The organism is Mesorhizobium sp. ES1-4 (assembly GCF_020164745.1).
GTDB lineage: Bacteria > Pseudomonadota > Alphaproteobacteria > Rhizobiales > Rhizobiaceae > Mesorhizobium.
The window spans coordinates 99320-124183 of sequence record NZ_JAIUGV010000001.1 but is presented as its reverse complement, the minus strand read 5'-3'; the positions used below and the strand labels follow the sequence as shown (position 1 = coordinate 124183).

The 24864-nt window shown below is 62.3% G+C and carries 28 protein-coding genes; 2 read left to right on the top strand and 26 right to left on the bottom strand.

Annotated elements, in window-relative coordinates; translation table 11 throughout:
* Positions 1-81 precede the first annotated feature (81 nt).
* From rplF to rpsL, 21 genes are all read right to left on the bottom strand, one after another.
* Positions 82-615, bottom strand: coding sequence for a 50S ribosomal protein L6 (rplF, locus tag LB556_RS00685; protein ID WP_013895694.1), 534 nt, complete (start codon positions 613-615; stop codon positions 82-84).
* Between the two features lie 88 nt (positions 616-703).
* Entirely contained in the window at positions 704-1102 is a 399-nt protein-coding gene (gene rpsH, locus LB556_RS00680; protein ID WP_006205453.1) for a 30S ribosomal protein S8, read from the bottom strand.
* 12 nt (positions 1103-1114) lie between these two features.
* A complete protein-coding gene (gene rpsN / locus LB556_RS00675) occupies positions 1115-1420 on the bottom strand; it encodes a 30S ribosomal protein S14 (RefSeq protein WP_010909282.1) in 306 nt (101 codons plus the stop codon).
* Positions 1421-1446: 26 nt separating this feature from the next.
* Entirely contained in the window at positions 1447-2025 is a 579-nt protein-coding gene (gene rplE, locus LB556_RS00670) for a 50S ribosomal protein L5 (RefSeq protein ID WP_224562142.1), read from the bottom strand.
* A complete protein-coding gene (gene rplX / locus LB556_RS00665) occupies positions 2018-2332 on the bottom strand; it encodes a 50S ribosomal protein L24 (protein ID WP_137934270.1) in 315 nt (104 codons plus the stop codon). Before rplX ends, rplE begins: the two co-directional genes overlap by 8 nt.
* 12 nt (positions 2333-2344) lie before the next feature.
* On the bottom strand, positions 2345-2713 hold the full coding sequence (rplN, locus tag LB556_RS00660) for a 50S ribosomal protein L14 (RefSeq protein ID WP_006205457.1): 369 nt from the start codon (positions 2711-2713) through the stop codon (positions 2345-2347).
* Positions 2714-2797: 84 nt separating this feature from the next.
* The gene (gene rpsQ, locus LB556_RS00655) at positions 2798-3037 is read right to left on the bottom strand and encodes a 30S ribosomal protein S17 (RefSeq protein WP_010909280.1); all 240 of its coding nucleotides are present in this window, start codon (positions 3035-3037) and stop codon (positions 2798-2800) included.
* Between the two features lie 4 nt (positions 3038-3041).
* Positions 3042-3242, bottom strand: a complete 201-nt coding sequence (gene rpmC / locus LB556_RS00650; protein ID WP_140701052.1) for a 50S ribosomal protein L29 — start codon at positions 3240-3242, stop codon at positions 3042-3044.
* 14 nt (positions 3243-3256) lie between these two features.
* The gene (gene rplP / locus LB556_RS00645; RefSeq protein ID WP_010909279.1) at positions 3257-3670 is read right to left on the bottom strand and encodes a 50S ribosomal protein L16; all 414 of its coding nucleotides are present in this window, start codon (positions 3668-3670) and stop codon (positions 3257-3259) included.
* 27 nt (positions 3671-3697) lie between these two features.
* Positions 3698-4426, bottom strand: a complete 729-nt coding sequence (rpsC, locus tag LB556_RS00640; protein WP_140611528.1) for a 30S ribosomal protein S3 — start codon at positions 4424-4426, stop codon at positions 3698-3700.
* Entirely contained in the window at positions 4426-4815 is a 390-nt protein-coding gene (rplV, locus tag LB556_RS00635; RefSeq protein ID WP_010909277.1) for a 50S ribosomal protein L22, read from the bottom strand. The genes rpsC and rplV overlap by 1 nt, the downstream gene beginning before the upstream one ends.
* 2 nt (positions 4816-4817) lie before the next feature.
* Entirely contained in the window at positions 4818-5096 is a 279-nt protein-coding gene (gene rpsS / locus LB556_RS00630) for a 30S ribosomal protein S19 (protein ID WP_015317982.1), read from the bottom strand.
* A 16-nt stretch (positions 5097-5112) separates the two neighbouring features.
* Positions 5113-5946, bottom strand: a complete 834-nt coding sequence (rplB, locus tag LB556_RS00625) for a 50S ribosomal protein L2 (RefSeq protein WP_010909276.1) — start codon at positions 5944-5946, stop codon at positions 5113-5115.
* Between the two features lie 22 nt (positions 5947-5968).
* A complete protein-coding gene (locus LB556_RS00620) occupies positions 5969-6262 on the bottom strand; it encodes a 50S ribosomal protein L23 (RefSeq protein ID WP_010909275.1) in 294 nt (97 codons plus the stop codon).
* Positions 6259-6879: a 50S ribosomal protein L4 gene (rplD, locus tag LB556_RS00615; RefSeq protein ID WP_224562140.1), complete on the bottom strand. Its 621-nt coding sequence runs from the start codon at positions 6877-6879 to the stop codon at positions 6259-6261. The genes LB556_RS00620 and rplD overlap by 4 nt, the downstream gene beginning before the upstream one ends.
* Positions 6879-7592 (bottom strand): 50S ribosomal protein L3, encoded by a 714-nt coding sequence (gene rplC, locus LB556_RS00610; RefSeq protein WP_224562137.1) that lies wholly within the window; start codon positions 7590-7592, stop codon positions 6879-6881. Before rplC ends, rplD begins: the two co-directional genes overlap by 1 nt.
* A gap of 61 nt (positions 7593-7653) precedes the next feature.
* The gene (gene rpsJ / locus LB556_RS00605; protein WP_010909272.1) at positions 7654-7962 is read right to left on the bottom strand and encodes a 30S ribosomal protein S10; all 309 of its coding nucleotides are present in this window, start codon (positions 7960-7962) and stop codon (positions 7654-7656) included.
* 69 nt (positions 7963-8031) lie between these two features.
* The gene (gene tuf, locus LB556_RS00600) at positions 8032-9207 is read right to left on the bottom strand and encodes an elongation factor Tu (protein WP_224562119.1); all 1176 of its coding nucleotides are present in this window, start codon (positions 9205-9207) and stop codon (positions 8032-8034) included.
* A 68-nt stretch (positions 9208-9275) separates the two neighbouring features.
* Positions 9276-11366: an elongation factor G gene (fusA, locus tag LB556_RS00595; RefSeq protein ID WP_224562135.1), complete on the bottom strand. Its 2091-nt coding sequence runs from the start codon at positions 11364-11366 to the stop codon at positions 9276-9278.
* Between the two features lie 29 nt (positions 11367-11395).
* Entirely contained in the window at positions 11396-11866 is a 471-nt protein-coding gene (gene rpsG, locus LB556_RS00590; RefSeq protein ID WP_008875664.1) for a 30S ribosomal protein S7, read from the bottom strand.
* Between the two features lie 75 nt (positions 11867-11941).
* Positions 11942-12313, bottom strand: a complete 372-nt coding sequence (gene rpsL / locus LB556_RS00585) for a 30S ribosomal protein S12 (RefSeq protein ID WP_006333356.1) — start codon at positions 12311-12313, stop codon at positions 11942-11944.
* 464 nt (positions 12314-12777) lie between these two features.
* On the opposite strand from rpsL, the gene LB556_RS00580 reads away from it, so the two are divergent.
* Entirely contained in the window at positions 12778-13059 is a 282-nt protein-coding gene (locus LB556_RS00580) for a transcriptional regulator (RefSeq protein WP_127277968.1), read from the top strand.
* A gap of 143 nt (positions 13060-13202) precedes the next feature.
* The gene (locus LB556_RS00575; protein WP_224563795.1) at positions 13203-14126 is read left to right on the top strand and encodes a Gfo/Idh/MocA family protein; all 924 of its coding nucleotides are present in this window, start codon (positions 13203-13205) and stop codon (positions 14124-14126) included.
* A gap of 8 nt (positions 14127-14134) precedes the next feature.
* On the opposite strand, the gene LB556_RS00570 is transcribed toward LB556_RS00575, so the two are convergent.
* The 5 genes from LB556_RS00570 to rplJ form a co-directional block, all read right to left on the bottom strand.
* On the bottom strand, positions 14135-14800 hold the full coding sequence (locus LB556_RS00570; RefSeq protein ID WP_224562125.1) for an O-methyltransferase: 666 nt from the start codon (positions 14798-14800) through the stop codon (positions 14135-14137).
* A gap of 85 nt (positions 14801-14885) precedes the next feature.
* Positions 14886-19082: a DNA-directed RNA polymerase subunit beta' gene (gene rpoC / locus LB556_RS00565; protein WP_224562123.1), complete on the bottom strand. Its 4197-nt coding sequence runs from the start codon at positions 19080-19082 to the stop codon at positions 14886-14888.
* 128 nt (positions 19083-19210) lie between these two features.
* Positions 19211-23347, bottom strand: coding sequence for a DNA-directed RNA polymerase subunit beta (rpoB, locus tag LB556_RS00560; RefSeq protein WP_224562122.1), 4137 nt, complete (start codon positions 23345-23347; stop codon positions 19211-19213).
* Positions 23348-23612: 265 nt separating this feature from the next.
* Complete coding sequence (gene rplL, locus LB556_RS00555; protein ID WP_015317993.1) at positions 23613-23990, bottom strand: 50S ribosomal protein L7/L12; 378 nt, start codon at positions 23988-23990, stop codon at positions 23613-23615.
* Between the two features lie 54 nt (positions 23991-24044).
* Positions 24045-24563 (bottom strand): 50S ribosomal protein L10, encoded by a 519-nt coding sequence (gene rplJ, locus LB556_RS00550; protein WP_027146631.1) that lies wholly within the window; start codon positions 24561-24563, stop codon positions 24045-24047.
* Positions 24564-24864 lie beyond the last annotated feature (301 nt).

Genomic DNA, 24864 nt, shown 5'->3' with positions numbered 1-24864 from the left:
CCCGCGACCGCTCCCCGCGGCGTTACACTTCCGTGGCTTGGTCCTGTCCGAAAAGTCCGCGACTTTTCAAGGCCCAGCCGATTACTTCTTCTTGCCTTCCTTGCGGACGATCTTCTCGCCAGCGTAACGGACACCCTTGCCCTTGTAAGGCTCGGGACCGCGGTATTCGCGGATCTCCGCGGCAACCTGGCCGACCTGCTGCTTGTCGATGCCGGCCACGGTGATTTCGGTCGGCTTCGGCACGGTGATCGTGATGCCGGCCGGCGTCTCGTAGACGACATCGTGGCTGAAGCCAAGGGCCAGCTGCAGGTTCTTGCCCTGCAAGGCAGCGCGATAGCCAACGCCGGTGATCTCGAGCTTCTTCTCGAAGCCGTCCTTGACGCCCTGCAGGATGTTGACGATCTGCGTGCGCGACATGCCCCACTTGGAGCGGGCGGTCTTGGTCTGGTCGCGCGGCTGGACAGCGATCTCGCTGCCTTCCATCTTGACCAGCACTTCGTCGTTCACCACGAACTTCAGCTCGCCCTTGGGGCCTTTCGCCGTCACGGTCTGGCCGTTGACGGTCGCGGTCACGCCCTGCGGCAGCGAAACGGGTTTCTTTCCAATACGAGACATTTTGTTGTCCTCGTCACTTCTCTTGTTTCAGGTCTCTGTCTTCGGAACGATCCGAAGACCGGATTCCAATTCGCGGTGGTCTGTCAGATCAGAAGATCTGGCAGAGGATCTCGCCGCCGACGTTCTGCTCGCGTGCTTCGTGGTCGGCCATCACGCCCTTCGGTGTCGAAAGGATGGCGATGCCGAGGCCGTTGGCGACGTGCGGGATCGACTTGGCCGAAACGTAAACGCGGCGGCCGGGCTTCGAAACGCGGGCGATTTCGCGCACCACCGGAGCACCGTCGAAATACTTCAGCTCGATTTCGATTTCGGACTTGCCGTTGTCGAAGTCGGTCTGGCTGTAGTCGCGGATATAGCCTTCAGCCTTCAGCACGTCGAGGACGCGGGTGCGCAGACGCGAGGCCGGGGTCGAAACGCTCGACTTCTTGCGGCCGTAAGCGTTGCGGATGCGGGTCAGCATATCGCCGAGAGGATCGCTCAATGACATGTTATGTCCTCCTTACCAGCTCGACTTGACCAGGCCCGGAATCTGGCCGTTATTACCGAGATCCCGAAGCGCGATGCGCGATACTTTGAGCTTGCGATAGTAGGCACGCGGGCGGCCGGTCACTTCGCAGCGGTTGCGGATGCGGATCTTGGCCGAGTTGCGCGGCAGGGCAGCAAGCTTGAGCTGAGCGCGGAAGCGCTCCTCCATCGGCTTGGACTGATCCATGATGATCGCCTTCAGGGCTGCGCGCTTGGGGCCGTACTGGTCGGCAAGCTTGCGGCGCCTGTTGTTCTTCTCGACTGAGCTGGTCTTTGCCATTTCAGATTTTCCTTTTCTCGCTGCCGTTACTGGCGGAAGGGGAAGTTGAAAGCCTTGAGCAACGCCCTGGCTTCATCGTCCGTCTTCGCCGTCGTACAAACGATGACGTCCATGCCCCAGACCTGATCAACCTTGTCGTAGTTGATCTCCGGGAACACGATGTGTTCCTTGATACCCATGGCGTAGTTGCCACGGCCGTCAAAGCTCTTCGGGTTCAATCCGCGGAAGTCGCGGACGCGCGGCAGCGCGATGTTCACGAGGCGGTCGAGGAACTCGTACATGCGTTCCTTGCGCAGCGTGACCTTGGCGCCGATCGGCATGTTCTCGCGAACCTTGAAGCCCGCGATCGAATTGCGGGCGCGGGTGACGACGGCCTTCTGGCCGGCGATCATCGCCAGGTCCTCGGCGGCAACCGAAGGCTTCTTGGAATCGGCGGTCGCTTCGCCGACGCCCATGTTCAGCACGATCTTGTCGAGGCGCGGAACCTGCATGTCGTTGTTGTAGCCGAACTGCTCCTGCAGCGCCTTGCGGATGGTCTCGTTGTAGACCTTCTTGAGACGCGGCACGTTGGTGGCAGCCGCCTGCTTGGTTTCAGCCTTAGCCATTGATGACTTCTCCCGAGCGCTTGGCGACACGCACTTTCTTGCCGTCCTTCTGGAAGATGAAGCCGACGCGGGTCGGCTTGCCATCCTTGGGGTCGGCCAGCGCGATGTTCGACAGGTTGATCGGCGCTTCCTTGGTGATGATCCCGCCCTCTTGGGACTGGGTCTGCTTCTGGTGACGACGGATCATGTTGACGCCGCGCACCAGCGCGGTGTCATCCTTCGGCTGCACCGAAAGGACTTCGCCGGTACGGCCCTTGTCCTTGCCGGCGAGCACGACGACCTTGTCGCCTTTTCTGATCTTCTGCATTGGTCCGGCTCCTTACAGCACTTCTGGCGCGAGCGAGATGATCTTCATGTGGTTCTTGGCGCGGAGTTCGCGCGGAACCGGTCCAAAGATACGCGTGCCGATCGGCTCTTTCTTGTTGTCGACGAGAACGGCCGCGTTCTTGTCGAAACGGATCACGCTGCCGTCCGGGCGGCGGATGTCCTTGGCCGTGCGAACCACGACCGCCTTCATCACATCGCCCTTCTTAACGCGGCCGCGCGGAATGGCTTCCTTGATCGACACCACGATGATGTCGCCCACGGAAGCGTATTTCCGCTTCGAGCCGCCCAGCACCTTGATGCACATGACACGACGCGCGCCGGAATTGTCCGCCACGTCGAGGTTTGTTTGCATCTGAATCATGACTGGCCGCCTTCTTCTTTTCTAACGGGACGGGCTCGAAGCCCCTCCCCGGTCTGTCCAAAATTCGTTGTTTACGCCCAGAGGTCAGGCTTGGTCCGAGGACACGACGATCCAGCGCTTGTCCTTGGAAATCGGCTTCGATTCCTGGATGAACACCTGATCGCCGACCTTGTGGGCGTTGTTCTCGTCGTGCGCCTTGTACTTCTTGGTCATGCGCACGGTCTTCTTCATCACGGGATGCGTGAAGCGCCGTTCGACCTTGACGACGACCGTCTTCTCGTTCTTGTCGCTGACGACGGTGCCCTGCAGAATGCGCTTTGGCATGGTCTTAACCCTTCTTGGCCGCGGCTTTTTCCGCAGCGATGGTCTTGATGCGCGCGATGTCCTTGCGGACCTGCTTCACGCGCGCGGTCTTCTCGAGCTGACCGGTGGCCTTCTGGAAGCGCAGGTTGAACTGCTCCTTCTTCAGGCTGGCCAGGTCGTCGGTCAGCTGGTCCTGGGTCTTGGTCCGGATGTCTTCGGCTTTCATGATTCAGCCCGTCCTTATTCTGCGATGCGCTGTACGAAGCGCGTCCTGACCGAGAGCTTGGCCGCGCCGAGACGCAGAGCCTCACGGGCGGTTTCTTCACTGACGCCGTCGATCTCGAACATGATGCGGCCCGGCTTGACGCGCGCCGCCCAGTAGTCGACCGCGCCCTTGCCCTTACCCATGCGGACTTCGGTCGGCTTCGACGTGACCGGCAGATCCGGGAAAATACGGATCCAGACGCGGCCGGCGCGCTTCATCTCGCGGGTGATCGCGCGGCGGGCCGCCTCGATCTCACGCGCTGTGACGCGGTTCGGCTCAAGCGCCTTCAGCCCAAAACCACCGAAATCCAGGTTGGTGCCGCCCTTTGCGGTCCCATGGATACGGCCCTTGAACTGCTTACGGAACTTTGTGCGCTTTGGCTGCAGCATCGTTCTAACTCCAAATTCCTAAATGTCTCAGGCGTTCTCGCGACGACGACCGCGTTCGCGCTCGCCACCACCGCCGCCGTGCGAATGATCACCCTCGGTGGCGCGACGCTCCGAAGCCATCGGGTCGTGCTCGAGGATCTCGCCCTTGAACACCCAGACCTTGACGCCGCAGATGCCGTAAGCCGTATTCGCCTCAGCCGTGCCGTAGTCGACGTCGGCGCGCAGCGTGTGCAGCGGCACGCGGCCTTCGCGATACCATTCCATGCGCGCGATTTCGGCGCCGCCGAGACGGCCCGAGCAGTTGATGCGGATGCCTTCGGCACCGAGACGCATCGCCGACTGCACGGCGCGCTTCATGGCGCGGCGGAAAGCGATGCGGCGCTCGAGCTGCTGGGCGATCGACTGGGCGACCAGCGTCGCGTCGATTTCCGGCTTGCGCACTTCGACGATGTTGAGGTGCGTCTCGGACTTCGTCATCTCCATCAGCTTCTTGCGAAGCTTCTCGATGTCGGCGCCCTTCTTGCCGATGATCAGACCCGGGCGCGCGGCATGGATGGTGACGCGGCACTTCTTGTGCGGGCGCTCGATCACGACCTTCGAGATGGCGGCCTGCTTCAGCTCCTTCTCGAGATACTTGCGGATCTTGATGTCCTCATGCAGCAGCTTGCCGTATTCGCCGGTGTTCGCGAACCAGCGCGAATCCCAGGTGCGGTTGATGCCGAGGCGAAGACCGATCGGATTGACTTTCTGGCCCATTATGCGGCCTCCCCTTTTTCTTCGACTTCACGAACGACGATCGTGAGGTGCGAGAACGGCTTCTCGATGCGGCTGGCGCGACCGCGGCCACGGGCGTGGAACCGCTTCATGACGATCGACTTGCCGACATAGGCTTCCGCCACCACCAGCGCATCGACATCGAGGTCGTGGTTGTTTTCCGCGTTCGCGATCGCCGATTCCAGCGTCTTCTTGACCGTGCCGGAAATCCGCTTGGCCGAGAATTCGAGGTCGGAAAGCGCTGTCGCGACCTTCTTGCCGCGGATCAGCGCGGCAACCAGGTTCAGCTTCTGCGGGCTGATACGGATCGTGCGCAGAACGGCGCGCGCTTCGTTGTCAGCAAGCCTGCGCGGAGCTTTGGCCTTGCCCATGATTATTTCCTCTTCGCCTTCTTATCCGCGCCGTGACCGTAGTAGGTCCGCGTCGGAGCGAATTCACCGAACTTATGACCGACCATGTCCTCGTTCACCGAAACGGGAACGTGCTTCTGGCCGTTGTAGACACCGAAGGTGAGACCGACGAACTGCGGCAGGATGGTGGAGCGACGGCTCCACATCTTGATCACCTCATTGCGACCACCTTCACGAACCTTGTCCACCTTCTTGAGAAGGTAGCCGTCGATGAAGGGGCCTTTCCAAATAGAACGAGTCACTTGGCGTTACCTCTTCTTAGCTCTTGCGCTGATGGCGCGAGCGCAGGATGAACTTGTCGGTCGCCTTGTTGGACCGCGTCTTCTTGCCCTTGGTCGGCTTGCCCCACGGGCTGACCGGATGACGGCCACCGGAGGTGCGGCCTTCACCACCGCCATGCGGATGGTCGACCGGGTTCATGGTCACGCCGCGATTGTGCGGACGCTTGCCACGCCAAACCGTGCGGCCGGCCTTGCCGTCATTGATGTTGCCGTGGTCGGGGTTCGACACGGCGCCGACGGTGGCCATGCAGGAACCGTGAACGACGCGCTGCTCGCCCGAATTGAGGCGCAGGATCGCCATGCCCTGGTCGCGACCGACGAGCTGGGCGTAACCGCCGGCCGAACGGGCGACCTGGCCGCCCTTGCCCGGCTTCAGCTCGATGTTGTGGACGATCGTGCCGACCGGCATCGAGGCCAGCGGCATCGCGTTGCCCGGCTTCACGTCGACGGCTTCGCCAGCCACGATCTTGTCGCCGGCGGCAAGACGCTGCGGGGCGATGATGTAGGACAGCTCGCCGTCGTCGTACTTGATCAGCGCGATGAAGGCGGTGCGGTTCGGATCGTATTCAATGCGCTCGACCGTGCCGACGACGTCGAACTTGCGGCGCTTGAAGTCGATGATGCGGTACGAACGCTTGTGACCGCCACCGATGAAGCGGGCCGTGATGCGGCCGTAGTTGTTGCGGCCGCCCGACTTGGTCAGGCCTTCGGTCAGGCCCTTTACGGGCTTGCCCTTGTAGAGGCCCGAGCGGTCGACGATGACCAGCTGGCGGGTGCTCGGCGTTACCGGGTTGAATTTCTTAAGTGCCATTGTCCTGTCCTCGCGGCCTAGCTCAGAGACCCGTCGCGACGTCGATCGACTGGCCGTCGGCCAGCGTCACGATCGCCTTCTTGACGTCGCTCTGGCGGCCGATCGTGCCGCGGAAGCGCTTGATCTTGCCCTTGCGGACAAGCGTGTTCACGGCCATCACCTTGACGCCGAACAGCGCTTCGACGGCGGCCTTGATTTCCGGCTTCGACGCCTTCTTGGCGACGTTGAAGACGACCTGGTTCTGCTCGGAAGCCATGGTCGACTTTTCGGTGATCGCCGGCGAGACGATCACGTCGTAATGACGAAGGTCGGTCATTTAAAGCGCTCCTCGAGAGCCTCGACGGCGGCCTTCGAAAGGACCAGCGTGCCGCGGCGCAGAATGTCGTAGACGTTGATGCCCTGGATGGGCAGCACGTCGATGTTGGGGATGTTGGTCGCCGCCAGCTTGAAGTTCTGGTCAAGCTCGGCGCCGCCAATCACCAGGGCGTTGGTCAGGCCCAGCGTCGCGAAATTCGCGATCAGCGCCTTGGTCTTGGCCTCGGTCAGCTTCAGCTCGTCGATGATGATGATCGACGCGCTCTTGGCCTTGGCCGAAAGAGCATGCTTGAGGCCAAGCGCACGAACCTTCTTGGGCAGTTCATGCTCATGGCTGCGAACGACCGGGCCGTGAGCCTTGCCGCCGCCGCGGAACTGCGGAGCGCGTGCCGAATGGTGACGAGCGCGGCCCGTACCCTTCTGCTTGTACATCTTGGCACCGGTGCGCGCGATTTCCGCGCGGCCCTTGGCCTTGTGCGTGCCCTGCTGCTTCTTGGCAAGCTGCCAGCGCACGACGCGCTGCAGGATGTCCTCGCGCGGGTCAAGGCCGAAAATCCCGTCGGAAAGTTCCACCTTGCCGGCGTCCTTGCCGCCGAGCGTTGTGATCTTGAGATCCATTATTCCGCTCCCTCTGTGGCCGGAGCCTCATTCTTCGTGGCGACGCGGATCGCGGCGGGCTTCGGCGCATTGGCCGGAAGCGCGACCTTGGCGGCATCGCGAACCAGGATCCAGGCGCCCTTCGACCCCGGAACCGCTCCGCGGATCAGGATCAGGCCGCGATCGGCATCGGTCGAGACGATCTCGACGTTCTGCGTGGTGACGCGGGTATCGCCCATGTGGCCGGCCATGTTCTTGCCCTTGAACACCTTGCCGGGGTCCTGGCGCTGGCCGGTCGAGCCGTGCGTACGGTGCGAAACCGAGTTACCATGGGTCGCGCGGCCACCACCCATGTGGTGGCGCTTGATGACGCCCTGGAAACCCTTGCCGATCGTCGTGCCGGTGACGTCGACCTTCTGGCCGGCGACAAAGTGCTCGACGGTGATCTCGGCGCCGACGTCGATCAAATTGTCGGCGGAGACGCGGAATTCGGCGAGCTTCGCCTTCGGCTCGACGGAAGCGGTCGCGAAATGGCCGCGCATCGCCTTCGACGTGTTCTTCACCTTGGCCAGGCCAACGCCGAGCTGAACGGCGGTATAGCCATTCTTCTCCTGCGTGCGCTGTGCCACGACCTGGCAGTTCTCCATCTGGAGAACGGTGACGGGAACATGTTCCCCGGCATCGTTGTAGATGCGGGTCATTCCCACCTTCTTTGCAATCACACCTGAACGCATCGGTTCAATTCCTTTAGAGTTCCGGGCCAGGGGCACCGCCCCTTACCGCGCTCTCATTCCCTTAGAGCTTGATCTCGACGTCGACACCGGCCGCCAGATCGAGCTTCATCAAAGCATCGACGGTCTGCGGGGTCGGATCGACGATGTCGAGCAGACGCTTGTGCGTGCGCATCTCGAACTGCTCGCGGCTCTTCTTGTCGACGTGAGGCGACCGGTTCACCGTGAACTTTTCGATCCGCGTCGGCAGCGGAATGGGGCCGCGGACGTTTGCCCCGGTGCGCTTGGCCGTCGACACGATTTCCTTCGTCGAGGCGTCAAGCACGCGGTGATCAAACGCCTTCAGGCGGATGCGGATATTCTGTCCGTTCATGCGTCACTTCCTTGTTCTGGCGCGGCGCGGGCAACTTCCGCGCCCGCGACAGATCGGTTTAAGTCCAAATTACTCTTTGATGGTGACGACGATGCCGGCACCGACGGTGCGGCCGCCTTCACGGATAGCGAAGCGCAGCTTCTCTTCCATGGCGATCGGCACGATCAGCTCGACATCGACCGTGATGTTGTCGCCAGGCATCACCATCTCGGTGCCTTCCGGCAGCGACACGATGCCGGTCACGTCGGTCGTGCGGAAGTAGAACTGCGGACGGTAGTTGGTGAAGAACGGCGTGTGACGGCCACCTTCGTCCTTGGTCAGGATGTAGGCTTCGGCCACGAACTTCTTGTGCGGCTTCACCGTGCCCGGCTTGGCCAGAACCTGGCCGCGCTCGACACCTTCACGGTCGACGCCGCGCAGCAGCGCGCCGATGTTGTCGCCAGCCTGGCCCTGATCGAGCAGCTTGCGGAACATCTCAACGCCCGTGCAGGTCGTCTTGGTCGTCGGACGGATGCCGATGATTTCAAGCTCCTCGCCGACCTTGACCACGCCGCGCTCGACGCGGCCGGTCACGACCGTGCCGCGGCCAGAGATCGAGAACACGTCCTCGATCGGCATCAGGAACGGCTTGTCAAGCGGACGCACCGGCGTCGGGATGTAGGCGTCGACCTGAGCCATCAGCTCGCGGATCGCGTCCTCGCCGATCTTCTTGTCCGAATCTTCAAGCGCCGCCAGCGCCGAGCCCTTGACGATCGGAATGTCGTCGCCGGGGAATTCGTTCTTCGACAGCAACTCGCGAACCTCGAGCTCGACCAGTTCGAGCAGTTCGGCGTCGTCGACCTGGTCGACCTTGTTGAGGAACACAACGATCGACGGCACGCCGACCTGACGGGCAAGCAGGATGTGTTCGCGGGTCTGCGGCATCGGGCCGTCGGCGGCCGACACGACCAGGATCGCGCCGTCCATCTGCGCGGCGCCGGTGATCATGTTCTTCACATAGTCGGCGTGGCCGGGGCAGTCGACATGCGCGTAGTGGCGGTTCTCGGTCTCGTACTCAACGTGAGCCGTCGAGATCGTGATGCCGCGCGCCTTCTCTTCCGGCGCCGCGTCGATCTGGTCATAGCGCTTGTATTCGCCAAAATACTTGGTGATCGCAGCCGTCAGCGACGTCTTGCCATGGTCAACGTGACCAATCGTGCCGATGTTCACATGAGGCTTAGTGCGCTCGAATTTACCTTTTGCCATGTGATGTCTCCATTTCCTGCTCGCCCCGGAGGGCTTTGAATTGCGTTACCGCGGCAGCTCTGTTCGAGTTACGCGTACTTCTTCTGGACTTCCTGAGCGACCGCGGTCGGGACCGGCTCGTAGTGATCGAACTGCATCGTGTAGGCCGCGCGGCCCTGGCTCATCGAGCGCAGGTTGTCGACGTACTTGAACATGTTGGCGAGCGGCACCATCGCGTTGATGACGACGGCCACGCCGCGCGCTTCCTGGCCCTGGATCTGGCCACGACGGCCGTTCAGATCGCCAATGACGCTGCCGACGTAGTCCTCCGGTGTCACCACCTCGACCTTCATGATCGGCTCCAGCAGCTGCACGCCAAGCTTGGGAGCAGCTTCACGGAAGCAGGCGCGGGACGCGATTTCGAAGGCGAGCACCGAGGAGTCGACGTCGTGGTAGGCGCCGTCGATGAGCGTCGCCCTGACGCCGATCATCGGGAAGCCCGCGAACGGACCCGCGCCCATGACGCTCTGGATGCCCTTCTCGACGCCCGGAATGTATTCCTTCGGCACCGCGCCGCCGACGATCTTGGATTCGAACACGAATTCCTCGCTCTCGGAATTCGGCTCGAACACAACCTTGACGCGCGCGAACTGGCCGGTACCGCCGGTCTGCTTCTTGTGCGTGTAGTCCTGCTCGTGCTTGCGGGTGATCGTCTCGCGATAGGCCACCTGCGGCGCGCCGACATTGGCTTCGACCTTGAACTCACGACGCATGCGGTCGACGATGATATCGAGGTGCAGTTCGCCCATGCCGGAGATGATGGTCTGGCCGCTTTCCTCGTCGGTCTTGACGCGGAAGGACGGATCCTCGGCAGCCAGCCGGTGAAGGGCGAGGCCCATCTTTTCCTGGTCGTTCTTGGTCTTCGGCTCGATGGCGATCTGGATGACCGGATCGGGGAATTCCATGCGTTCGAGAATGACCGGATGCAGCGGATCGCACAGCGTGTCGCCGGTGGTGGTGTCCTTGAGGCCAGCCAGGGCGACGATATCGCCGGCGAAAGCTTCTTCGACGTCGGCGCGCGAGTTCGCATGCATCTGCAGCATGCGGCCGATGCGCTCCTTCTTGCCCTTCACGGTGTTGTCGACAGAGACGCCCTTGGAGAGCTTGCCCGAGTAGATGCGGGCAAAGGTCAGCGAGCCGACGAAGGGGTCGTTCATGATCTTGAAGGCCAGCATCGACAGCGGCTCATTGTCGTCCGCATGACGCTCGATCTCGGCGTCGGTCTTGGCATCGACGCCCTTGATGGCCGGAACGTCAGCCGGCGACGGCAGGTATTCGACAACGGCGTCGAGCAACGGCTGCACGCCCTTGTTCTTGAAGGCCGAACCGCAGAACATCGGGTAGAACTTGACCGCGATCGTGCCTTTGCGGATCAGCGCACGGATCTCGTCGTTCGACGGCATCTTGCCTTCGAGGTAGTTTTCGAGCGCCGTCTCGTCCATTTCGACGGCGGCTTCGATCATCTTCTCGCGGTATTCCTCGGCACGAGCCTTGAGATCGTCCGGGATCTCGACGACGTCCCAGGCAGCGCCGAGCGTCTCGTCGCGCCAGACAAGCGCATTCATCTCGACGAGGTCTACGACACCCTTGAACTCGGTCTCGGCGCCGATCGGCAACTGCATGACGACAGCCTGCGCACCGAGGCGCGAGCCGATCATCTCGACCGAGCGGTAGAAGTCGGCGCCGATCTTGTCCATCTTGTTGCAGAAGATCATGCGCGGCACGCGGTACTTGTCGGCCTGACGCCAGACGGTTTCCGTCTGCGGCTCGACACCAGCGTTGGCGTCGAGCAGCGCGATGGCGCCGTCGAGCACGCGCAGCGAACGCTCGACCTCGATGGTGAAGTCGACGTGTCCGGGAGTGTCGATGATGTTGAAGCGGTGCATCTTGCCGTCACGGCCCTTCCAGAAGGTCGTGGTCGCGGCGGACGTGATGGTGATGCCGCGTTCCTGCTCCTGCTCCATCCAGTCCATGGTGGCAGCGCCGTCATGCACTTCGCCGATCTTGTGCGACTTGCCCGTGTAATAGAGGACGCGCTCGGTGGTCGTCGTCTTGCCGGCGTCAATATGCGCCATGATACCGAAATTGCGGTAGTCTTCGATTTTGTATTCGCGGGCCATCGTAGCTGCCTCTCAGTCCTGTTCGCGCTTTACCAGCGGTAGTGTGCGAAAGCGCGGTTGGCTTCAGCCATCTTGTGGGTGTCTTCACGCTTCTTCACGGCGGTGCCGCGATTGTTGGCCGCATCCATCAGCTCGCCGGAGAGACGGTCGACCATGGTGGTCTCGTTGCGGTTGCGGGCCGCGGCGATCAGCCAGCGGATCGCCAGCGCCTGACGGCGCTCGGGACGAACGTCGACCGGAACCTGGTAGGTGGCGCCGCCGACGCGACGCGAACGCACTTCCACATGCGGCGCGACATTGTCGAGCGCCTGATGGAAGACGGTGACCGGCTCCTGCTTGGTCTTCGACTGGACCTGGTCCAGCGCGCCATAGACGATGGTCTCGGCGACCGACTTCTTGCCGTCATACATGACGGCGTTCATGAACTTGGTGACAATCAGATCGCCGAACTTGGGGTCCGGGTTGATCTCACGCTTTTCTGCACTGTGACGACGCGACATGGCTTTTGTCTCTCAATCTCGTAGCCCGGCGCGTTCAAGCAACGCCAAGGCCGGAAAACCTTATTTCGGACGCCCTTATTTCGGACGCTTGGCGCCGTACTTCGAACGGCGCTGCTTGCGGTTCTTCACGCCTTGCGTGTCGAGCACGCCGCGGATGATGTGGTAGCGAACGCCCGGAAGATCCTTGACGCGACCGCCGCGGATCATGACCACGGAGTGTTCCTGAAGGTTGTGACCTTCGCCGGGGATGTAACCGATCACTTCAAAACCATTGGTCAGGCGGATCTTGGCCACCTTGCGCAGCGCCGAGTTCGGCTTCTTCGGCGTCGTGGTATAGACGCGCGTGCAGACGCCCCGCTTCTGCGGGTTCTGCTGCATGGCCGGGACCTTGTTGCGCTTCACCGGCGCAATGCGCGGCTTGCGGATCAGCTGGTTGACGGTAGGCATTAAACCCTCTTGTCTCTCAATTCCGTGTCTCGTGCCGGTCAAGGCTCGCTCAAAGCGTCATTTCCATACGCAAATTCGGGCCACAAACCGCGACTCGCGGTCTTGCCCGAACAAATCGCAGAGGAAGCGGAAGCCGCTTCGTGCACGCCGGAAATGTCTTTTCGCTCGTAAAACGAACCCTGTTTGAGGCAAACTCCAAAGCGTGTCGCTTCGGATGCGAGAGCCTCACATCGGTTCTGACTGGGCGGCTTCTACTCGTAAGCCCGCGAACCGTCAACCCCGCAGCGGCAAATATTGCATTGAGGCCGGGGCTTGGCAGCCATGTGAAAACCGCATGCAATTTTCTTGCGCGGTTTTGCAAGGGCGGGGAAGAAAGTGACCGGCTTTTGGCTTTTGCGGGGCCTTGCTTCATGCGAAAAGGCCGCATGAACAGTGACAGCCCCTCGTTGCGGAGGAATCGGCCCGTGAACGACAATGAAGAACGACCGGTCACAATCATCACCGGCCGGGTGTGGAAGAAGAAAGGCGGCAAGCCGGAAGGCGTCCATGTCATGCTGGTGGCGCCCGACGACGATTCGGCGGTGCGCCGGGCGCTCGAATCGCTCGCGGCGGAAGGCTACGCCGAGGCCGAACTCGACCAGATCGGCGACATGGAGGGCGAGCCCGACGATGAGCCGCATCTTTCGGCCTTCCAAGGCGCGCTCGAAGGCGAAGTGTCGATCGTGACCTTCGACGTGCCGATCTGAGCGCGGGCCGAGCGCCCCCGCCTGCCTCGCGGCATGATGCCGATTCGTTCAGGTAGCCGGCACGGCCGACGCTTGCCCGTCATGGCCGATCTGCTAAGAGACGCGCAGTCGTCCGAACCTGGCGGAGCCTCATGTCCCCAACCATCTCGCCCATAAGAATCGGCATTGTCGGCGTCGGCAAGATCGTCCGCGACCAACATCTTCCGGCATTGGCAAAGGATCGGGACTACCAGTTGATCGCCGCGGCCAGCCGGCACGGGAAGGTCGATGGCATCGCGAATTTTCCCGACATTGAGTCGATGCTTGGCGCGGTTCCCGAACTCGACGCGGTGTCGCTCTGCATGCCGCCGCAGTTCCGCTACGCCACCGCCCGCAAGGCGCTGGAAGCCAAGAAACATGTCTTCCTGGAAAAACCGCCGGGCGCCACGGTCAGTGAGGTCGAGGACCTGAAGGCGCTGGCGGCGAAACAAGGCGTCTCGCTGTTCGCAAGCTGGCATTCGCGCTACGCGCCGGCGGTCGAAGCGGCGCGAAAATTCCTGGCTTCGACCAAAATCAAATCGGCCGCGATCGTCTGGAAGGAGGATGTGCGCCGCTGGCACCCGAACCAGGACTGGATCTGGCAGCCTGGCGGCTTCGGCGTCTTCGATCCCGGCATCAACGCGCTGTCGATCGCAACCTATATCCTGCCAGCCATGTACATAACTTCGGCCGTCCTCGACTTTCCCGCGAACCGCGACGCGCCGATCGCAGCCCAGGTCGCCTTCCGCGCCGCGAACGGATCTGATGTGACGATGGATCTCGACTGGCTGCAGACGGGACCGCAAAGCTGGGACATTGTCGCGGACACGGATGCTGGCAAGATGGTGCTCTCGGGTGGCGGCTCGAAGCTCGCCATCGATGGCGGTGTCGTACACGACGAGCCGGAAGCGGAATATCAGATGCTCTACCGGCGCTTTGCCGAGATCGTGCACGCCGGCGCATCCGACGTCGACCTGGCGCCGCTCCAGCACGTCGCCGACGCCTTCATGCTCGGCAAGCGCAACGTGGTCGAGGCGTTTTTCGACTGAGCCAGCCGTCAGTCGACGATCGCGATTGCAAAGCCGTCATAGCCTTTGGCGCCCACGGTCTGGATGGCCGTGCCGTCCAGCCGTTTGTCGCCGCCGATGAAGGAAAACGCGGCGCGTGCGCCTTCGACATTGGCGTCGCGACCATCCTCTTCCAGCACGGCGCCGTCGCGGATGACGTTGTCGCAGACAATGACAGTTCCGGAGCGCGACAGACGCAAGGCCCAGGACAGATAATGCGGGTTGTTCGGCTTGTCCGCATCGATGAAGATCAGATCGAACGGACCGGCATCCTCGCCGCCCAGTGCAGCGAGCGACTCTAGCGCGGGACCGACGCGAACTTCCACGCGGTCCACAACCCCTGCCCGCTCGAAATTCGAACGCGCGACCTCGGCATGATGCGGATCGAGTTCGAGCGTCACGACCTTGCCGTCGGCGGGCAGTCCCCGCGCCATCCAGATGGTCGAATAGCCTCCCAGCGTGCCGATCTCGAGCACCTTCTTCGCGCTGCCAATGCGCACCAGCAGCGAGAGCAGCTTTCCCTGCGCCGCCGAGACGTCGATCGCCGGCAGGCCTTGGTCGCGGTTGGCGGCCAGAACCGCGTCGAGAGCGGCATCCGGCTCGAAGAGTGAGGAAACGATGTAATTGTCGACAGCTGTCCAGGTCTTCGTGCTCATTTCTCTTCCTCGAACGATCGTTGAAACGAAAAAGCCGCCGGGTTGCCCCGACGGCTTCTGTTGCCTGAGATCTTGCCCACCGCGCCTACTGCGCGGCGGTTGTCATGTCCGCGAGCATCGGCTCGGCGACTTCCACGCCCGAGGCCTTGCGGCGCTCGTCGATGATGAGTTCGTCGCGCGAGGTGGCGATGCGCCGGATCTGGCTCATCGTGCCGCCGGTACCGGCCGGGATCAGCCGGCCGACGATGACGTTTTCCTTCAAGCCCTGCAGCATGTCGGTCTTGCCGGCAACCGCGGCCTCCGTCAGCACCCTGGTCGTCTCCTGGAAGGAGGCGGCCGAGATGAAGGACGGCGTCTGCAGCGAGGCCTTGGTGATGCCGAGCAGCACCGGCTGGCCTTCGGCCGGCTTCTTGCCGTCCTCGACCAGGCGCTCGTTGACCTCTTCCAGCTCGATCACGTCGACGTGGTCGCCCGGGATGTAGGTCGAGTCGCCCTGCGTGGTGATCTCGACCTTCTGCAGCATCTGGCGAACGATCACCTCGATGTGCTTGTCGTTGATCGACACGCCCTGCAGACGGTAGACTTCCTGGATCTCGTTGACGAGGTAGGACGCAAGCGCCTCCACGCCCTTGATGGCCAGGATATCGTGCGGCGCCGGGTTGCCGTCGAGGATGTAGTCGCCCTTCTCGATGACGTCGCCGTCCTGGAGATGGAACGGCTTGCCCTTCGGGATCAGGTATTCGACCGGCTCGAGCGTCGAGTCATGCGGCTCGATGATGATGCGACGCTTGTTCTTGTAGTCGCGGCCGAAGCGGATCGTGCCATCGATCTCGGCGATGATGGCGTGATCCTTCGGACGACGTGCCTCGAACAGTTCGGCAACACGCGGCAGACCACCGGTGATGTCCTTGGTCTTGGCGCTTTCCATCGGGATACGCGCCAGCACGTCGCCGGGGCGAACCTGAGCACCCGGCTCGACCGAGAGAATGGCCTCGACCGAGAGCAGGAAGCGGGCATCGCCACCTTTCGACAGCTTGCCGACCTTGCCCTTGGCGTCCTGAACGACGATCGCCGGCTTCAGGTCGTTGCCGCGCGGCGTCGAGCGCCAGTCGATGACCTCACGCTTGGTGATGCCGGTCGACTCGTCGGCCGTTTCCTGGACGGAAATGCCGTCGACCAGATCCTCGAACGCCACCTTGCCCTCGATTTCGGTGAGGATGGGGCGGGTATAGGGATCCCACTCGGCAATACGCTGGCCACGCTTCACCTTGTCGCCATCGTCCACGAAGATACGCGAACCATAGGTGACACGGTGCGTTGCGCGCTCCTTGCCGGCTTCGTCGAGGATCAGCACCGCCATGTTGCGGCCCATGACCATCTGCTGGCCGTCAGAGTTGCGCACCACGTTGCGGTTGCGGATCTCGACCTTGCCCTCGTAGGAGGCTTCAAGGAACGAGCTGTCCACCACCTGCGCGGTACCGCCCATGTGGAAGGTACGCATGGTGAGCTGCGTGCCCGGCTCGCCGATCGACTGCGCCGCGATGACGCCGACGGCTTCGCCCTGGTTGACCGGGGTGCCTCGGGCCAGATCGCGTCCGTAGCAGACCGCGCAGACGCCGATCCTGACTTCGCAAGTCAGGGCCGAGCGGATGCGGACCGACTGCACGCCGGCCTTTTCGATCTGCTCGACGTCACGCTCGTCCATCAGCGTTCCGGCCTTGACCAGGACCTCGCCCGACACCGGATGGGTGATGTCGTCGAGCGATGTGCGGCCCAGCACACGCTGGCCGACCGAAGCGACGACCTGACCGGCATCGACGATCGGCTGCATGGTGAGGCCCTTGTCGGTGCCGCAATCCACGGAGTTGACGATGCAGTCCTGCGCCACGTCGACCAGACGACGGGTGAGGTAACCCGAGTTCGCCGTCTTCAAGGCGGTGTCGGCAAGGCCCTTGCGGGCGCCGTGGGTCGAGTTGAAGTACTCGAGCACGGTCAGGCCTTCCTTGAAGTTCGAGATGATCGGCGTCTCGATGATTTCACCCGACGGCTTGGCCATCAGGCCGCGCATGCCGGCAAGCTGGCGCATCTGGGTGGGCGAGCCACGCGCACCGGAGTGCGACATCATGTAGATCGAGTTCATCGGCTTCTGACGGCCGTTGTCTTCGAACTCGACCGCCTTGATGCGGGCCATCATTTCGTCGGCGACCTTTTCCGAGCACTTGGCCCAGGCGTCGACGACCTTGTTGTACTTCTCGCCCTGCGTGATCAGGCCGTCATTGTACTGCTGCTCGTATTCCTTGGCCAAAGCCTCGGTGTCCGACACCAGCTTGATCTTGGTGTCCGGGATCAGCATGTCGTCCTTGCCGAACGAGATGCCGGCCCGGCACGCATGAGCAAAGCCGAGCGCCATGATGCGATCGCAGAAAATGACCGTCTCCTTCTGACCGCAATGGCGGTAGACGGTGTCGATCATCTTGGAGATGTTCTTCTTGGTCATCTCCTGGTTGGCGGTCTCGTAGGGCACGTTGACGTTCTTCGGCAGAAGCTCGCCGATGATCATGCGGCCAGGCGTGGTGTCGTAGATCTTCGAAACGACCTTGCCTTCGGCGTCGACCGTGCGGAAGCGGCCCTTGATCTTGGCATGCAGGGTCACCGCCTTGGTCTCGAGCGCGTGCTGGAGCTCGCCCATGTCGGCAAACACCATGCCCTCGCCCGGCTCGTTCTGGTTGACGATCGAAAGATAGTAGAGACCCAGAACCATGTCCTGCGACGGCACGATGATCGGCGCGCCGGAGGCCGGATGCAGGATGTTGTTGGTCGACATCATCAGCACGCGGGCTTCCAACTGCGCTTCCAGCGACAGCGGCACGTGAACAGCCATCTGGTCGCCGTCGAAGTCGGCGTTGAAGGCCGTGCAGACCAGCGGGTGAAGCTGGATCGCCTTGCCTTCGATCAGGATCGGCTCGAACGCCTGGATGCCGAGGCGGTGCAGCGTCGGCGCGCGGTTCAAGAGAACCGGATGCTCGCGGATAACCTCGTCGAGGATATCCCAGACTTCCGGACGCTCCTTCTCGACCAGCTTCTTGGCCTGCTTGACGGTCGAGGAATAACCCTTGGCGTCGAGACGGGCGTAGATGAAGGGCTTGAACAGTTCGAGCGCCATCTTCTTCGGCAGGCCGCACTGATGCAGCTTGAGCTCGGGACCGGTGACGATGACCGAACGGCCGGAATAGTCGACGCGCTTGCCGAGCAGGTTCTGACGGAACCGGCCCTGCTTGCCCTTGAGCATGTCGGACAGCGACTTCAGCGGACGCTTGTTGGCGCCGGTGATGACACGGCCGCGACGGCCGTTGTCGAACAGCGCATCGACGGCTTCCTGGAGCATGCGCTTTTCATTGCGCACGATGATGCCGGGCGCGCGCAACTCGATCAGCCGCTTGAGGCGGTTGTTGCGGTTGATGACGCGGCGATAGAGATCGTTCAGGTCCGACGTCGCGAAGCGTCCACCATCCAGGGGAACCAGCGGACGCAGATCCGGCGGGATCACCGGAACGACCTTCATGATCATCCATTCCGGACGGTTGCCGGATTCCATGAAGTTCTCGACGACCTTGAGCCGCTTCAGATACTTCTTCTGCTTCAGCTCGGACGTGGTCGAAGCCAGTTCCGAACGCAGGTCGCCGGCGATCTTCTCCAGATCCATGCCGGCCAGAAGGTCATGAATGGCCTCGGCGCCGATCATGGCGGTGAAGGAATCTTCGCCATACTCGTCGACCGCGATCATGTATTCTTCCTCGCTGAGCAGCTGGTGCTCCTTCAGCGCGGTGAGGCCAGGTTCGGTGACGATGTAGTTCTCGAAGTAGAGGACGCGCTCGATGTCCTTCAGCGTCATGTCGAGCAGCGTGCCGATGCGCGAGGGCAGCGACTTCAGGAACCAGATATGAGCCACCGGTGCCGCCAGCTCGATATGGCCCATGCGCTCGCGCCGGACGCGCGACAGCGTGACTTCGACGCCGCACTTCTCGCAGATGACGCCCTTGTACTTCATGCGCTTGTACTTGCCGCACAGGCACTCGTAGTCCTTGATCGGGCCAAAAATGCGCGCGCAGAACAGGCCGTCACGCTCCGGCTTGAAGGTGCGGTAGTTGATGGTCTCCGGCTTCTTGATCTCGCCGAACGACCAGGACAGAATCTTCTCAGGGCTGGCAAGCGAAATCCGGATGGAATCGAACACCTGCGCAGGCGCCTGCGGATTGAAGAGATTCATGACCTCTTGGTTCATGCCGTTCTCCTTTTCGGGGTCCTCGAAAACCCCTTGCATCTAACGCGGGCCGAATGCCCGCTGAGTTGTCGGCCCACCGGCCGTAGAAATTGAGTGGCGCGCCACGGTTGCGCGGCGCGCCATAGCCTTTACTCGGCTGCGTCCGGCAGTCGGACCGGAGCTTCGTCGAGCTTGGTGTTCTCCAGCTCGACATTGAGGCCGAGAGACCGCATTTCCTTGACGAGCACGTTGAAGCTCTCGGGAATGCCAGCCTCGAACGTGTCGTCGCCACGCACGATCGCCTCGTAGACCTTGGTGCGGCCGGCGACGTCGTCCGACTTCACCGTCAGCATTTCCTGCAGCGTGTAGGCGGCGCCGTAGGCTTCCAGCGCCCAGACCTCCATTTCGCCGAAGCGCTGGCCACCGAACTGCGCCTTGCCGCCCAGCGGCTGCTGGGTGACGAGCGAGTACGGGCCGATCGAACGCGCGTGGATCTTGTCATCCACCAGGTGGTGAAGCTTGAGCATGTAGATATAGCCCATCGTCACCTTGCGATCGAACGGCTCGCCGGTGCGGCCGTCATAGAGCTGCGACTGACCGCTGGAGTGCAGGCCCGCCTGCTCCAGCATGGTGTTGATGTCGGCTTCGTGCGCACCATCGAACACCGGGGTCGCGATCGAGACGCCGCGGCGCATCTGCTCGCTGAGGCGAACAATGCTCTCGTCGTCATACTCGCGGATCGGCTCGTTGCGATCGTTGGCCGGCATGAAGCTTTCCAACGTCTTGCGCAGCGGCTTGATGTCGCCCGCCGACTTGTAGGCGTCGATCATCTCGCCGATCTTCCTGCCCATGCCTGCGCAAGCCCAGCCCAGATGCGTTTCCAGGATCTGGCCGACATTCATGCGGCTCGGCACACCCAGCGGGTTGAGCACGATATCGGCATGCGTGCCGTCCTCGAGGAAAGGCATGTCCTCGACCGGAACGATGCGCGACACGACACCCTTGTTGCCGTGACGGCCGGCCATCTTGTCGCCGGGCTGCATCTTGCGCTTCACCGCCACGAAGACCTTGACCATCTTCATGACGCCCGGAGGCATCTCGTCGCCGCGCTGCACCTTCTCGACCTTGTCCATGAAGCGCTGTTCAAGCGCCTTCTTGGAATCGTCGTACTGGCCACGCAGGGCTTCCAGTTCGCTCTGGAGCTTTTCGTTCTCCACCGCAAACTGCCACCACTGCGAACGCGGATACTCGTCGAGCGTGTCCTTGGACAGCGTCGAGCCCTTCTTGAAGCCCTTCGGTCCAGCGATCGCTTCCTTGCCGACGAGAACGTCGGAAAGACGCGCATAGACGTTGCGGTCCAGGATCGCCTGCTCGTCGTCACGGTCCTTGGCGAGGCGTTCGATCTCCTCGCGCTCGATGGCCATGGCGCGCTCATCCTTCTCCACACCGTGGCGGTTGAACACGCGCACCTCGACGACGGTGCCGAAGGTGCCCGGAGGCATGCGCATCGAAGTATCGCGCACGTCGGAAGCCTTTTCGCCGAAGATGGCGCGCAGAAGCTTTTCTTCCGGCGTCATCGGGCTTTCGCCCTTCGGCGTGATCTTGCCGACCAGGATGTCGCCCGGCTGCACTTCCGCGCCGATATAGACGATGCCGGCTTCGTCGAGGTTCTTCAGCGCTTCTTCCGAGACGTTGGGAATATCGCGCGTGATTTCCTCCGGACCGAGCTTGGTATCGCGCGCCATGACCTCGAACTCCTCGATGTGGATCGAGGTGAAGACGTCGTCGGCGACGATGCGCTCGGACAGGAGGATCGAGTCCTCGTAGTTGTAGCCGTTCCACGGCATGAACGCGACCAGCACGTTGCGGCCGAGCGCCAGATCACCGAGCTCGGTCGACGGACCGTCGGCGATGATGTCGCCCTTGTTGACCCGGTCGCCCATGCGCACCAGCGGACGCTGGTTGATGCAGGTGTTCTGGTTCGAACGCTGGAACTTCATCAGCCGGTAGATGTCGACGCCGGACTTGCCCGGGTCGAGATCCTCGGTGGCGCGGATAACGATACGCGTCGCGTCCACCTGGTCGACGATGCCGCCGCGGCGTGCGCCGATGGCGGCGCCCGAGTCACGGGCGACGATCGGCTCCATGCCGGTGCCGACGAACGGCGCCTCGGCGCGCACCAGCGGCACGGCCTGACGCTGCATGTTCGAGCCCATCAGGGCGCGGTTGGCGTCGTCGTTCTCGAGGAACGGGATGAGCGCCGCGGCGACAGACACCATCTGCTTGGGCGACACGTCCATCAGGTCGACGTTTTCGCGCGGCGCCATCATCACTTCGCCGGCGCTGCGGCAAATGACGAACTCGTCGACGAAACCGCCGTTCTTGTCGAGTTCGGCGTTGGCCTGCGCGACATGGTGCTTGGCTTCTTCCATCGCCGAGAGATAGACGACGTCATTGGTCAGCTTGCCGTCGACGATCTTGCGGTAGGGGCTTTCGATGAAGCCGTACTTGTTGACGCGCGCGAAGGTCGCCAGCGAGTTGATCAGACCGATATTCGGGCCTTCCGGCGTCTCGATCGGGCAGATGCGACCGTAGTGCGTCGGGTGCACGTCGCGCACTTCGAAGCCGGCACGCTCGCGGGTCAGACCGCCCGGTCCAAGCGCCGAGAGGCGACGCTTGTGGGTGATCTCCGACAGCGGATTGGTCTGGTCCATGAACTGCGACAGCTGCGAGGAACCGAAGAACTCGCGCACGGCGGCGGCCGCCGGCTTGGCGTTGATCAGGTCCTGCGGCATGACCGTGTCGATCTCGATCGAGGACATGCGTTCCTTGATCGCGCGCTCCATGCGAAGCAGGCCGACGCGGTACTGGTTCTCCATCAGCTCGCCGACCGAACGCACGCGGCGGTTGCCGAGGTTGTCGATGTCGTCGATTTCGCCCTTGCCGTCACGCAGTTCGACCAGCGTCCTGACCACGGCCAGGATGTCGTCCTTGCGCAGCACGCGCACGGTGTCCTCGGCCTTGAGCTCGAGGCGCATATTCATCTTGACGCGACCGACGGCGGACAGGTCGTAGCGCTCGCTATCGAAGAACAGCGAGTTGAACATGGCCTCGGCGGTCTCGAGCGTCGGCGGCTCGCCCGGGCGCATGACACGGTAGATGTCGAAAAGCGCGTCCTGGCGGCTCTCGTTCTTGTCCACGGCGAGCGTGTTGCGGATATAGGCGCCGACATTGACATGGTCGATGTCGAGAACCTGGATTTCCTGCTCACCGGTGCCGAGCAGCACCTTGAGCGTCTTTTCGTCGATCTCGTCGCCCGCCTCGAGGAAAATCTCGCCGGTCGCGTAGTTGACGATGTCCTCGGCCAGATAGTTGCCGAGCAGATCCTCGTCGGTCGCCTTGATCGCCTTGAGACCCTTTTCGCCGAGCTGACGCGCCTGGCGGGCGGTGATCTTCTTGCCTGCCTCGACGACGATCTCGCCGGTGTCGGCGTCAACAAGGTCACCGACGGCCTTGAGGCCGCGGAAACGCTCGACGTTGAACGGAATGCGCCAATGGTCGCCGGCGCGCTTGTAGGTGATCTTGTTGTAGAAGGTCGACAGGATCTCCTCGCCGTCCATGCCGAGCGCCATCAGCAGCGACGTCACGGGGATCTTGCGGCGGCGGTCGATGCGGGCGTGCACGACGTCCTTGGAATCGAACTCGATGTCGAGCCACGAGCCACGGTAGGGGATGACGCGCGCGGCAAACAGAAGCTTGCCCGACGAGTGCGACTTGCCCTTGTCGTGATCGAAGAAGACGCCCGGCGAGCGGTGCATCTGCGAAACGATGACGCGCTCGGTGCCGTTGACGATGAAGGTGCCGTTCAAGGTCATGAGCGGCATGTCGCCCATGTAGACGTCCTGCTCCTTGATGTCCTTGATCGATTTGGCGCCGGTATCCTCGTCGATATCGAACACGATGAGGCGCAGCGTCACCTTCAGCGGCGCGGCATAGGTCAGGTCGCGCTGACGGCATTCGTCAACGTCGAATTTCGGTCCTTCGAACTCGTACTTCACGAACTCCAGCATCGAGGAGCCGGAAAAATCGGAGATCGGGAAGACCGACTTGAAAACAGCCTGCAGCCCTTCGTCGGGACGTCCGCCCTTGGGCTCGTCCACCATCAGGAACTGGTCATAGGATGCCTTCTGAACCTCGATAAGATTCGGCATCTCCGCAACTTCCGGTATCTTTCCGAAAAACTTGCGTACGCGTCTGCGGCCATTGAAAGTCTGGGTCTGGGCCATCGTCGCTCCTTAGCTCAAAACTCGGGACGAACCTCGCCTCGGTTCGTCTTGCATACCGAGCCACCTGGGCGGCGGCTCTCTGTCTGTTCTCCGGCCGCCTTTTCCAATTGCTTGGCGGCTACCGGCTAAAACGGGAGAAAACCCGTTTCCTGAAGGCCGGTTTACGGCCCTCAGGAAAGAGGTTTTCGTACATCTCGCGTCACGCAGCCTCCCCTGTGGCCAAGGGAGTGGCGGACGGCGCGAGGCCGCCCGCCGCTTGATACATTTACTTCAGGTCGACCTTGGCGCCGGCTGCTTCCAGCTGGGCCTTGAACTTGTCAGCGTCGGCCTTGGAAACGCCTTCCTTGACCGGCTTCGGAGCCGCTTCGACCAGGTCCTTGGCTTCCTTGAGGCCAAGACCGGTGATGGCGCGGACTTCCTTGATGACGTTGATCTTCTGAGCGCCTGCCTCGGTGAGGACGACGTCGAATTCCGTCTTTTCCTCGACCGGAGCAGCAGCAGCGGCAGCGCCGCCAGCAGCGGCAACCGCTACCGGCGCAGCAGCCGAAACGCCCCACTTTTCTTCCAGAAGCTTCGACAGCTCGGCCGCCTCGAGGACGGTCAGCTTCGAAAGGTCGTCTACGATCTTTGCCAGATCAGCCATTGTTGTATTCCTTCGTTAGGTTCGAACGTGTGTTTTTGATAGCGAGGAACGGCCTCATGCCGCCTCGTCCTTCCGGGCGTAAGCGCCGATGACGCGCGCGACCGAGGCCGCTGGCGCATTGACGATCTGGGCGATCCGGGTTGCCGGCGTGGCGATCATGCCAACCAGCCTGGCGCGCAGCTCATCGAGCGACGGAAGTGTGGCGAGTGCCTTCACACCGTCGGCGTTGAGCGAGGTGGTGCCCATTGCGCCGCCGAGAATGACGAGCTTGTCATTCCCCTTGGCGAAATCGGACGCGACCTTCGGCGCCGCAATCGGATCCTCCGAATAGGCGATCAGCGTCTGTCCCTTGAACAGGTCGATGATCGATGCGGAGTCCGTGCCCTGAAGAGCGATTTTGGCGAGACGGTTCTTCGCGACTTTAACGGTGCCACCGGCGGCGCGCATTTTCGACCGAAGGTCGTTCATTTGCGCGACGGTGATACCGGCATAGTGGGCCACGACGACTGAACCTGCGCCAGAAAACGCATCATTCAGGCCCGTGACGAGTTCGCGTTTTTCCGCTCTGTCCACTGCCTATCTCCAGTTGACCCCAGTCCTGTTAACGGGAACATTCCCATTTCGAGGACAGGCGTCGGGTTGCCTTTTGCCGGCCGGGCCATCCAGTAACGGATCTCCCGAACGACGCTCGAGGATCCTGCCCCCTTTCGCCACATCGACGGCCAAGCCGGCGATGCGCAGACAAAAGGCAAACACGGTTCGAACCTTTCATTGGAGCTTGTTGCTCCGTTGTCCGGTTTTCACCCGTCTCATGCAGGCCCACATGAATTAAGGCCCTCCTCTTGAATCAAGACTCGGGCCGCCCGCAATCTCG